Below are 13,336 nucleotides of genomic sequence, written 5' to 3'. Positions count from 1 at the left end.
CCCCTTTCATCTTATACAAGATTTAAAATACAAGACTAGTTATACCTTTCTCTATTAAAAGATCATTATTATGTCTACTCAACATACTCAATGCATAAAATCTTTGTTTGGCTTCCATTAATTTATGATACGTGCCGTGTTCTTCAATTTTCCCATTATTCAATAAGACAATTTCATCATATCCACTAAGAATTGATTCATCCAGCCTATGAGTAATGGAAATTCTCGTAATGCCCTGCATTTCACTTAACATACACTCAAGGTCACTAGCTGTTTGATTGTCCAACGCTGAAGTCGCCTCGTCCATAAGTAATATAGGTGATTTTCTCAGGAGTGCTCTTGCTATAGAAATTCTCTGTTTTTCCCCACCTGAAAAATGGATTCCATTTTCTCCACATAATACATCAAAGCCGCCTCTGTCATGAATCAATTTCTGTAACATACTCTTCTTTATTACTTGCTCAAACTCATCTGTGTCACATTCACGAAACAATTTAATATTTTGTTCAATCGTATCATCAAAGATAAAACAGTCCTGATGAATAAAACTAACATTTTGGAAAATGGACTGATCACTTATTTTCTCAAGATCAACCCCGTCATACCTGATATTTCCTTCATACCCATCATAAAACCCAGTCAACATCTTTAATAAGGTTGTCTTTCCACTCCCACTTGTTCCTACAATGGCATAAGACTTTCCATATTCAAATTCAAAATTAATATCATCTAAAATTTTTTTCCCATCTACGCTTAACGAAAGCCCATTTAGAGAAATTTTATTACTGAATTTAGGGATATCAATTCTTTGAGTTTGATCCGTTTTTGCCTCTCCAATTTTATTGAAATTCATTAATAAAGCCCGACTGGCCTGCCTTTTGGTAAAACCGGTTATGAGTCTATTAATGGGAACTGTTACGCAATTTAACAATTGAATAAAAGCCATAATCTCTCCTACTGTAATTTCTCCTTTCATTAGCTGCTGAGTACCCACAATAAATATGACTACAGCAACAAGAAAAGTTGAAATATCAGTAAGTGACATAATGAGTGACAACAGATTTTCGTATACCATTTTTGCTTTTTCCTGCTTGTTCGCCTTTGCCTTTGCCCTTTCAAAAATCTCCTTTTCGATGTTAAAGCTCTTAACAACCTGATTTCCAGACAATATATCTTTAATGAAAGATACATAATTTTTATTTTGCTCAGCCACTTCACCTTGTGCTTTTTGCATACGATTATTAAATATACTCGAAACTGCAAGTGGAATGATACAAGTGAGTAATATACTCAATGCAAGGAATGAATTAATGATAAACATCGCAAGCACTCCACCTACAAGCATAGCTAGCTGAACAAATATTTCCACGGTCCCTTTTATATAATCGTTTTGAATTATCGTTATATCATTTGACAATCGTGATATGTAGGTTCCATTACTCTCCTTGTTGAAACTTCTCATATCTAACCGCAAAATATTTTCAACAAGGGTATTTTTCAGGTTTAACGTTGCCCTTTTTGTATATAAATTTTTAACAGCATACCCCACATACATTCCCACTGCACCTAAAGGCAATAAAATAACGGAAACAGTAGTCACCTTAATGATATTGTCAATATCTTTATTAATAGAATAATCAATAAACTTTTGTAGTATAATTGCCAATGCAATAAACAGAATAGATGTCATGATACCAAGTAAGCAGGACAAAATAAATAAGCCTATATTCTTTTTGTATATGCTTTTTGAAATTTTTTCATTCATACTATAAGCCCTCTTCTTGTTTCTAATTTCAATTAGAGCATGTTTAATTAACACTCCAATTGTTTATTGCTAGATCATGTGCTTATTGCTCTCGAATATATAGCGTACTTTCCCCTTTCAGATATTTTGGATGGGGTCGCCACGAGCATAAGCACATGATCCGGCATCATTAAATATTCTTCATGACATCCTTAAGGAGCTCTTCTTCAATTGTAATACCCGAAACACGGGCACTCAGAATATCGTTATGAGTGTAAAAGTGCATTCCAACTCCGAGGTCTTCACCATCTACAACCATTGTTTCTAAAGAAATCTCCTCTGATAATATGCTATCTTTACTTGCATATTTATGAAGTATTCCTTGATAGTTAATGATTGGAATTAGATTTATCATGTAATCAACACCATACTTTTGCGATATGAGCAACAGCTTCTCTGTAATTGCACGTTTATCAACACTATTTTTGCCTAATGCTAATAGAACTTGCGCTTGCGTTTTGGTATTAATATCAAATATAAAATAATCCAAATTTAAAGATAATCCCAACATTTTCTTGTTTAGATCGTTTCTGTTATGTTCCATAATGGCAAATGGTATTCTAGGTAATTTTTCAAATAAATCACTGTACATAAGCCCTGATAAGAATTCCATTGCTGTTTCATTGGGATATTCGTTAAATTTCTGGATTTGTAAATCATTTAGTTTTATATCAATTTTTGTAACTATTTTAGAATCTCTTCGAGAGTTCAACCTAGATGCCTTCTTAGCAACTTCAAGATATTTTTCAATCTCCATCTCTTGCTCCCCAGAGATTTCTAAACTCTTAACTTGATTTTGAATTATTTTGCAATAATTTATATAAGAATACTCTTTTTGCGTGTTAAATCTGTTCGTTAAAGCTTCATAAATCATAGTCTGTAACAAATCTTGCGAAAATCCGTCCCATACAAGATGATGAATCGCACTAAGTACCAAGCAATTATTCTCATCTATTTCACAAATCAAAAATCTAGATAATAGCTTGCCATCTGCCAGAAAATCTAATTCATTAACAATTTTTTGGAGATTTCCAACAGATAATAACCCTAAACTACCTTTCATAATTGGAATTTCCCAATCATCAGTATATTCGTATTCTTCTAAATAACGCATTTTCTGATTGAGCTTTGTTCTTAATGCACCATGCATGGAAATTATCTTCTTTATTGCTAAATAAACACTTCTCGCACTGCTTTCTATGCTTATTATGTTAGTGATAGCCTCAGTATCTTGACGTAAAAACACTTCCTGACCCGCTAGTAATTGGCAATTTGAAAAACAACGTGCTTTAAGATAATTGTTTCCATAATGATTCAATTCCTTCTGGATGGCGATCCTCAAATCACTGTCACGGTTATCCTCAAGCCAATTATTATCGGTATATGTTACATCCGCTGAAGTTCTTGCTACTTCCTTAATATTTTCACAGATCAGCCTTGCTGTCTGTTGATTCATTAAATCCGCAACAGAAAGTTCATAGCCTTGTTGCCGCAACTTTGAAACCACCCTAATTGCTTTGATTGAGTCTCCTCCCAGTTCAAAGAAGCTGTCTTCAATGCTGATGGGTGACACGCCCAGAATCTCTTCGTATACCTCGACTACTGCTTGCTCTTTTTTAGTTCTAGGTGCTATATATTCACGTCCCGCCAAAACATCCGGTTCAGGCAATGCTTTCCTGTTCAGCTTCCCGTTCTGGTTCAGTGGTATTGTCTCAATCTGCATCATGAATGCTGGTATCATATAATCCGGCAGTTCTTTTCTCAGCCCATCCCTGATTTTAGAAATGTCCAGTTGCTGAGTTCCGTCTGTCGCTACTAGGTATGCGCATAAGCTCTTGCCACCTCTCGCTTCCAACGCAATGACTGCCGCATTTGATATACCCGGCTGATTCCTTAGAACGCTCTCTATCTCGTACAACTCTATCCGATATCCTCGGATTTTAACCTGCTCATCTATTCTTCCCAGGTATTCTATATCCCCGTTAGGCAGCCATCTCGCCAAATCTCCGGAGCGGTATAACTTCCCCTCTCCATAGGGATTGTCGATAAACTTCTGCGCTGTTAATTCAGGCTGGTTTAGATATCCTTTGGCTACTCCGTCTCCTGCGATGCATAGCTCACCAGGAATCCCTACGCCACATAACTCCATCTCATTCAGTATATATAGCTGTATATTGGCAATGGGATGTCCGATTCCTACACTTAAACCCTTATCTTTTTCGCTGGAATAGACATAGTCACAGCATCCTACGGTAGTCTCTGTAGGGCCATATTCGTTATGAATCTTTACGCTGTCTCCCAATAGCTTCTGCGTTTTCCATGCAGTATCTGTTGTTAACTCTTCTCCACCGACAATCAGTGTTTCTAAATTCGGTACATCTACGCCGTCTGCATAGGTTTCCAGCATCTTTAAATGAGAAGGGGTAAGCTTCAGGAAGGTTACCCTGTTATCTTTTAATGCTGCACGCAGCCTTTCCTCCGCGTCTCCTCCCTTTAATAGAAGAGATCCACCACTAATCAGCGGTAAGAACAAGGACGTTACGGAAAGGTCGAAACTTAAGCTTGTAATTAATACCGTCGTACAAGCTTCCTTCTGGTATTCTTGATCTGCATACGACAAGTAATGATCCAGATTGCCTCGTGTCACCGCCACACCTTTGGGCTTTCCTGTCGTTCCTGATGTGTAAATCACATAGGCTATGTCACTTTTTTCAACAGCACACGCTGGATTTGTCTCCTTCTCACCCAGATCTTCAAGATTCATCGAGATGAATGGGACTTCCGTTTCCATAGTCTTCTCTCTTGTTAAAATGACCTTGGGTGCTGCATCGTTTAAGATATGCTCTATTCGTTCCTTCGGTGTTGCTGGATCAATCGGGACATAGGCGGCTCCACTCTTTAGCACGCCCAAAATGCCAATGATCGTTTCCGCTTCCAGGGTAGTCATGATGGCCACTCGATCATTGGGCTGAATACCTAACGAAATCAGTTCCCATGCCAATGCATTGGCCTTGCGGTTGACTTCTCCATAACGAAGTACTCCCGTTTCGTATTCGATTACCGTCTTCTCGGGTGTCTGTTCCGCATGTTTCTCGAATCGTTCCACTGCCGTATGATGCTGTGCATACTCCGTATGGGTATTATTGAAAACCGTTAGTATTCTTTGTTGTTCTTCCTCACTGACCATGTTTAAATCAGACAATTTCATTTCGGGGTTAGCTGCCATTATTTTAAGCAAAGTCGACATCCGAACAAGAAGGCATCTTACCTCGTCTAATGCATATTTCCCCGAATTATACATTACAGCAAGTTGTAAAGTTCCCTGTATAAACGCAGTCATGGATATATCATAATTGACCTCCTCCCTTTCACTCTCCAGTTCTATATTAAATCCAGATATTCCGTCATATGCCGATTTGTCAACATAATAATTCTCGAATACAAACAGCGTTTGTATCAAATTGTTTCCAATCCTACTACTGCTCTGCATTTCTGTCAGTGAACTGTACTCGTATTTCATGCTCTTGATTGCCTGTGCCTGCATCCCCTTGAGTAGTTCGCTCACTGTTTGCCCATCCTTACTCGTTATACGCGAAGGAATTGTATTAATGAACAACCCTACCGCTTGATCAATCCCTAGTAGATTAGCGTTCCTTCCCGAGACAACCTTACCAAAAACAACGTCTCTGCTTCCATTATATTTCTGTAACAACAGCCCCCATGCCGCCTCAACCACAGTACTTACCGTTACATTCAGTTGACTAGCCATTTTCTCTATCGCCTTTGTTGTTTCTCCCGACACCGCCAATTCCTCAAGTCGAGATTCAGCTTCTTGATTATTCTCGATTCCCAACGGTGGGACTGTTATCACGGAGTTGTAATCTTCCAGCAACCTGTTCCAATACATAAGAGCTTCTTTTTTGTTTTGTTTCTCAAACCATCTGATATACTCGCTGTATGGTAAAATTTGTTTCTTTTCTGCTTCCAACAGCTTTTCCATCTGTACCCTGCTGGCACCACCGTTTATCAGCTCGTAATACTTGATAAAGTCCCGAAACAGTAGTGACGTACACCATCCATCCATAATGATGTGATGTTTTGTCCACAAAAGCGTACATTGGTTTTCCCCCATACGCAAAACTGTAAGCCGCAGTAAGCTATCTTCTGTTAAATCAAACCCGCGTGCGATATCCGCCTTCTTTAACACTTCTTTTTCTTCCAGACTGTAAACATTGATTTCACGGAGTTCTATGGGCCGATCCCGTACGACTACCTGCAAAGGCCTTTCAGCCCTATCTGTCAATATTTTCGTCCGCAATACCTCATATTTTCCTGCTAGAATATCAAGACTTGTCCTCATATTTTCCATATTGAGATTTTTATGGATATTAAGTACTGTCTGCAGCACATAGCTTGTCGCACTTTTATCAACCAATTTATGGAATAAAATTCCTTCCTGTAGTGGCGTCATTCCGTATATTTTTTCAATTTCACCAGTCACCGCAAGTTCTTTCAATTCCCTATATGACATATCGGGTATTCCATAATCCGATGGTGTTTTTACCACACCTTGTTTTGATAAACTCGTCTCGACAACATCCGTAATCGCTCTTTCATAAGCCAACACAAATGCCTGAACGTCTTCTTCTGCATACAGTCCCATATCATATGTCAAATCAAATCTTAATCGCCCATTCAAAATAGCTCCATTCAGAGACAGTCCTGTTTTTTCTGAATTTTTTTCAGATATATTTCGGCCTAATGACATTTCCGACATTGATATACCTTCATAGCTATCAAGTTCGTTATCCAGTGCTCCGAGATAATTGAACATTATTTCCGCACTCATACTAAGTATTTCCTTGTTACCCAGATGTTTCAATACCCCATATCCAAGTCCGTGGTTTGGAACCTGACGCAAGGCTTCTTTTGTCTCAATGATTGTTTCTTCTACCGTTGCCCCTGTCTTCAAGACCACATAATATACACTCGTAAACCATCCAACCGTGCGGTCTATGGCTATCTCTTTATCTATTGCCTCTCTACCGTGCCCTTCCATTTCTATGGTTATCTGTTTTGTGTTTTTCCATCGATTTACCGCAACTGCCAGTGATGCCAATAGTAAGTCATTTATTTCTGTTCCGTATGTCTTCCCTGCTTCAAACAGCAACTTCCTCGTCGTTTCAGAATTAATTTCCACTACTTTGGTTTTGTATCGGCCACTCGCTGTTCCAATGCTCAGTGCCTCGGTGTTCTCCGATTTTTTTGCTATATTCCCCCAATATTCAGCCTCATCCAAGAGTGTTTCACTCTCAGCATATTGCGTCAGAGCCTCCGCCCAGTCTTTGAACGAAGCAGTTTTCTTTGGCAATGTGATTTTCCCCGTTTCCTGCATCTGCCGATATCCGGTAAACAAATCTGCCAGTATAATCCTCCATGACACTCCATCTATTACCAGATGGTGTACACAGATCAGTAAATGATCACTACTATCTGTATGGAACAACCCTATTTTCACCAGAGGGCCTTCCGCAAGATCTATGCTTGCCTGTATTTTGTTACTTGCACACTTTATCTCTTTCGCTACATCTTCTGTGTTGGTATAATCATTCTCGTACCAGTCGTACAACTTGCTTTTTTCTATCGGTAGCGTGATTTGACGCTGTCCGTGGTACACATTCCTCAGCACATCATGATGTTTAACGACCTCAGCAATTGCCTCTTTCAAGTAAGGTACATAAAACCTTTCCTTACTTTTTAACATTAACGCTTGATTGAAATGACCTGAAACCGCATGATTCTTGCTGAAAAATTCATGTTGTATCGGAATTAATGGAATTTCCCCATTGACTTCTCCTTGTTCATACACTTGACTTACTTTGCTCACCTTCATATTTTCACAGATCAGCCTTGCTGTCTGTTGATTCATTAAATCCGCAACAGAAAGTTCATAGCCTTGTTGCCGCAACTTTGAAACCACCCTAATTGCTTTGATTGAGTCTCCTCCCAGTTCAAAGAAGCTGTCTTCAATGCTGATGGGTGACACGCCCAGAATCTCTTCGTATACCTCGACTACTGCTTGCTCTTTTTTAGTTCTAGGTGCTATATATTCACGTCCCGCCAAAACATCCGGTTCAGGCAATGCTTTCCTGTCCAGCTTCCCGTTCTGGTTCAGTGGTATTGTCTCAATCTGCATCATGAATGCTGGTATCATATAATCCGGCAGTTCTTTTCTCAGCCCACCCCTGATTTTAGAAATGTCCAGTTGCTGAGTTCCGTCTGTCGCTACTAGGTATGCGCATAAGCTCTTGCCACCTCTCGTTTCCAACGCAATGACTGCCGCATTTGATATACCCGGCTGATTCCTTAGAACGCTCTCGATCTCGTACAACTCGATCCGATATCCTCGGATTTTAACCTGTTCATCTATTCTTCCCAGGTATTCCATCTCTCCGTTAGGCAGCCATCTCGCCAAATCTCCAGAGCGGTATAACTTCCCTTCGCCATATGGATTGTCGATAAACTTCTCCGCTGTTAATTCAGGCTGGTTTAGATAGCCTTTGGCTACTCCGTCTCCTGCGATGCATAGCTCACCAGGAACGCCTACACCACATAACTCCATCTCATTCAGTATATAGAGCTGCATATTGGCAATGGGATGTCCGATTCCTACACTTAAACCCTTATCTTTTTCGCTGGAATAGACATAGTCACAGCATCCTACGGTAGTCTCTGTAGGGCCATATTCGTTATGAATCTTGACCCTGTCTCCTAATAGCTTCTGCGTTTTCCACGCCGTATCTGTGGTGAACTCCTCTCCACCGACAATTAGCACTTCTAAATTTGGGACATCTACGCCGTCTGCATAGGTTTCCAGCATTTTTAGATGGGAAGGGGTAAGTTTAAGGAAGGTTACCCTGTTATCTTTTAATGCTGCACGCAGCCTTTCCTCCGCGTCTCCTCCCTTTAATAGAAGAGATCCACCACTAATCAGCGGTAAGAACAAGGACGTTACGGAAAGGTCGAAACTTAAGCTTGTAATTAATACCGTCGTACAAGCTTCCTTCTGGTATTCTTGATCTGCATACGACAAGTAATGATCCAGATTGCCTCGTGTCACCGCCACACCTTTGGGCTTTCCTGTCGTTCCTGATGTGTAAATCACATAGGCTATGTCACTTTTTTCAACAGCACACGCTGGATTTGTCTCCTTCTCACCCAGATCTTCAAGATTCATCGAGATGAATGGGACTTCCGTTTCCATAGTCTTCTCTCTTGTTAAAATGACCTTGGGTGCTGCATCGTTTAAGATATGCTCTATTCGTTCCTTCGGTGTTGCTGGATCAATCGGGACATAGGCGGCTCCACTCTTTAGCACGCCCAAAATGCCAATGATCGTTTCCGCTTCCAGGGTAGTCATGATGGCCACTCGATCATTGGGCTGAATACCTAACGAAATCAGTTCCCATGCCAATGCATTGGCCTTGCGGTTGACTTCTCCATAACGAAGTACTCCCGTTTCGTATTCGATTACCGTCTTCTCGGGTGTCTGTTCCGCATGTTTCTCGAATCGTTCCACTGCCGTATGATGCTGTGCATACTCCGTATGGGTATTATTGAAAACCGTTAGTATTCTTTGTTGCTCTACCTCACTGACCATGTGGAGTTCAGACAATTTCATTTCAGGGTTAGCAATCACCCTGTCCAGCAACACCTTAAAATGCTCCAGTATGACCTGTGCTGAAGTCTCGGTAAATAAATCACTGCAATATACCAGATCTAAAGCGTACCCCTCTTCATACGCTGTAGCTTGTAAATCCAAATCAAATTTGGCATCAATGAAAGGAATGCCCAGCATCTCTACCTGTGCTTCGCCCATCGTAAGATGGATTTCCTCGTTATTCTGCATGGTAAACATCACGTCAAACAGCGGATTGCGTGACAGATCACGGCGTACTTCTACTTCCTCTACCAATTCTTCAAACGGGTATTCTTGATTCTCATATGCATTCAATGCCAACTCTTTGATCTCGCTTAAAAATTCTAAGAACGTTTTTTCAGCCCTTGGATACCCTCTCATTGCCAGCGTATTGACAAACATGCCGGCTATTGTCTCGGTGTCCTGATGCACTCGGCCTGAGATGGGTGTTCCTACCACGATATCTTGTTGCCTGCTGTATTTATGCAGTTCTATCATAAATACAGCCAGTAAGGTCATGTAATCTGTCGTTCCCTGTTGTTTATTTATATTTTGAATGCCAGCTTTCTGCTCTTGGCTAAGCTGAACAGACACTTGGGCTCCTTTGTAACTTTGGATTTTGGGACGTGGATAGTCCGTCACCAAATCCAAAACCGGTGCCTCTTCTTTGAATACTTCTTTCCAATAGTTTCTCTGACTCTCCAGGTTTCTGCCACGCATCCATTCACTATAATCCTTGTATTGGATTTCAAGTGGTTGTAATTCTTCACCGTTATACAATCGTGAGAAATCTTCGATTAATATATTTAGCGTCTGATGATCGGAAATAATATGGTGCATATCAAATAGTAAAATATAGTTGTTCTGATTTCTTTCTTTGACTACTTTAAAACGCATGAGCGGTGCTGTTCCGATGTCAAACGGGCGTACAAATTGTTCCCTGTCAGCGTCACTGTAGCTGTCGGTCTCTTCATATTCCACTTGGTAGAATACCTCGTCTGCAATGACTTGATATGCTCCTTCTTCGGTCATTACAAAACTTGTTCGCAGCGACTCATGACGCTTAATCAGACGATCTATGGCTTGTTGTATTTTTTCTAAATCAAGGTTACCCGTTACTTCTAGCGCTGACGCCATGTTATATGCAGTACTGTTGCCTTCCATCTGATCCAGAATAAACAATCGTTTCTGTGTAGAGGATGCTGGATAAGCTTCTCTCTGTTCTGCTTGTGGTATTGGACTATATTCGCCTTCTCCCGCGGCCTCAATCTTTCTCGCCAACATGACAGGAGTTGGTGAACTAAATATATCTTTGACTGGCAAACGAATCCCTGTCTTCTTCTCGATGGCATTAATGGCTGCCGTCGCTTTTAACGAATGTCCTCCCAGTTCAAAGAAACTATCCTCTATGCCGACTGGAGATATTCCTAGAATTTCCCCAAATACATCTACGATTGCCTGCTCCGTCTTATTACTTGGTGGTACGTAGTTCAAACTTTCTAACATATCTGGCTCTGGCAGCCTAGTTTTATCCAGCTTCCCATTTATGGTTATTGGAAATTCATCGATCTGGATCATAAAGGCAGGAATCATATACTCTGTTACTTCTTCTCTTACCGCTTCTTTAATTTGGGGTATACTTAGTTCCTGCCCCTTTTCTGCAATGAGATATGCACAGAGAATGTCATCATTTCCAACTTCTTTTACAATAACGACAGCATCTGCAATATTACTCTGCTTTCTTAATACACTTTCAATTTCACCTAACTCTATCCTGTAACCACGGACTTTCACTTGTTCATCTATTCGACCTAAATACTCTATATTTCCATCTGGCTGCCAACGTGCTAAATCTCCTGTACGGTACAGTTTTCCTTCACCGAAGGGATTCTTAATAAACTTCTTATCTGTCAATTCTGGCTGATTTAAATAACCTCTTGCTAAACCATCTCCTGCAATACACAACTCACCAGGTATTCCAATCCCGCATAGCTCCATTTCATTTAGAAGATATACCTTTGTATTTGCAATCGGACGTCCAATGGAAATTGAAGTAGAGTCTGTATTCACTCTAAAACTAGTTGCATTTACAGTAGACTCCGTAGGCCCATATGTGTTAAGCACTTCTACTCTTTCCGCCCATTTTTTTAAGCTTTCTAGACTACCTGCCTCTCCACCTGACTCCAGCAAACGAAGCGTCGGTAATGCGTCAACACACAACCCGTCTATTAACTTAGGTGTCAATGAAGCTGTTGTAACATTATTTCGATCGATATATTTTTGTAGTTGCTCCATATCATAGGTTAAATGTTTTGGTACAATGCATAATGCCGCACCATTGCATAGTGCAGGGAAGATATCTCCCACCGCTTGGTCAAAAGATATATTTGCAAATTGCAGCACCGTATCCTTGTCGCTTAGTGCAAATGTCTCCTGATATGTGACCCACATATTGACCACATTTCGATGTTCAATTAAAACTCCTTTAGGATTTCCAGTTGTACCCGAGGTGTAGATACAATACACTAAATCATTAGACCTGTTAACGTGCAAAAGATTGTCCGTTTCATTAGCATAATTATTCTCATCTTCTAAATCTAATACTGGTATCTCTACCTTCCCTGGCAGCTTATTCTTATACGTCAATACAATCTTTGGACTACTGTCCTCCAGCATATAGTGAATTCTATTATCTGGATATTCAGGATTGATGGGTACATAAGCTCCCCCTGCCTTGATGATGGCTAATATCCCTACAATCATTTCCATGCTGCGTTCTGTCACTAGAGCCACTAGATCGTTTGGAGCCACTCCTAAATCCCGAAGAGTTCGCGCCAACTGATTTGCTCTTTCATTCAGCTCGGCATATGTCATCTTATTATCATCAAATTTAAGTGCAATATTTCCTGCTGTTTTCTCTACCTGATTCTCAAATAAGCTGACAGCTGTTTGTTCTCGAGAGTATTCTACATTCGTTGCATTGAAATCAACCAAGATCTTCTCTTGTTCTCTGAGATCAAGCATATGCAGATCTTTAAGTTTTTTGCCTGGATGTGTTATGGCTTCCTCAAGCAGCGTTACATAATGCCTTGCCATATATTCAATCGTTTCTTGTTTGAATAAATCTGTGCAATACTCAAAATCTATCTCATACCCTTCTGGCATACATTCAACCAGAACGGATAAGTCAAACTTTGAGACATTTCTTTTAATGAATGCACTTTTTCCGCCCAATAGGCCTTGCATTTCCGTCGGTTTTTTCTTTTCTTTTAATCCGAACATAAAATCAAAAATTGGATTTCTTGAGAGATCTCTTTTCTTCTCTACGGCTTCAACTAAATCTTCAAATTGGTATTCTTGGTTATCATAAGCCTGCAGACACTTCTCCTTCACAGCTAATATCAAATGCTCAAAGGTCTCATCCGGACTAACTTCTCCCTTGATCACCAGAGTATTGACAAACATCCCCAACATACCCTTAGTATCTGCATGAACTCGGCCTGACACGGTAGTTCCTACAATAATATCCTTTTGGCGACTATATTTAGCTAATAATAAAATGAACACAGATAGGGTAACCATAAATTCAGTAGCACCATGCTTTAGGGCTAGATTTTTAACCCCTGAGCTTAATGGCTCCTTTACCTTTGCTACAACATTGTCTCCCCTGAAAGACTGGATTTGAGGACGGAGGAAATCCGTCTTCAAATCCACCCTAGCAATTTCACCAGCGAATTCCCTCTTCCAATACTCTTCCTGTTTTGAGATGTCATAAAAATTCTGCCATACACTGAAATCTTTATATTGAACACGGTTAGAATTTTTATTCATAA

At 40.1% G+C, this 13,336-nt stretch carries 2 protein-coding genes; both read right to left on the bottom strand.

Going from position 1 to position 13,336, the window contains the following annotated elements; translation table 11 throughout:
* Positions 1-22: 22 nt before the first annotated feature.
* Positions 23-1,765, bottom strand: a complete 1,743-nt coding sequence (locus ACUN0F_RS08865) for an ABC transporter ATP-binding protein (RefSeq protein WP_098221768.1) — start codon at positions 1,763-1,765, stop codon at positions 23-25.
* A gap of 169 nt (positions 1,766-1,934) precedes the next feature.
* Complete coding sequence (locus tag ACUN0F_RS08860; RefSeq protein ID WP_445540813.1) at positions 1,935-13,334, bottom strand: amino acid adenylation domain-containing protein; 11,400 nt, start codon at positions 13,332-13,334, stop codon at positions 1,935-1,937.
* Positions 13,335-13,336 lie beyond the last annotated feature (2 nt).

The sequence above is a fragment of the Bacillus sp. 1A genome (genome assembly GCF_052682215.1).
The sequence above is the reverse complement of the archived record's forward strand: the minus strand, read 5'-3'. Positions and strand labels throughout refer to the sequence as shown.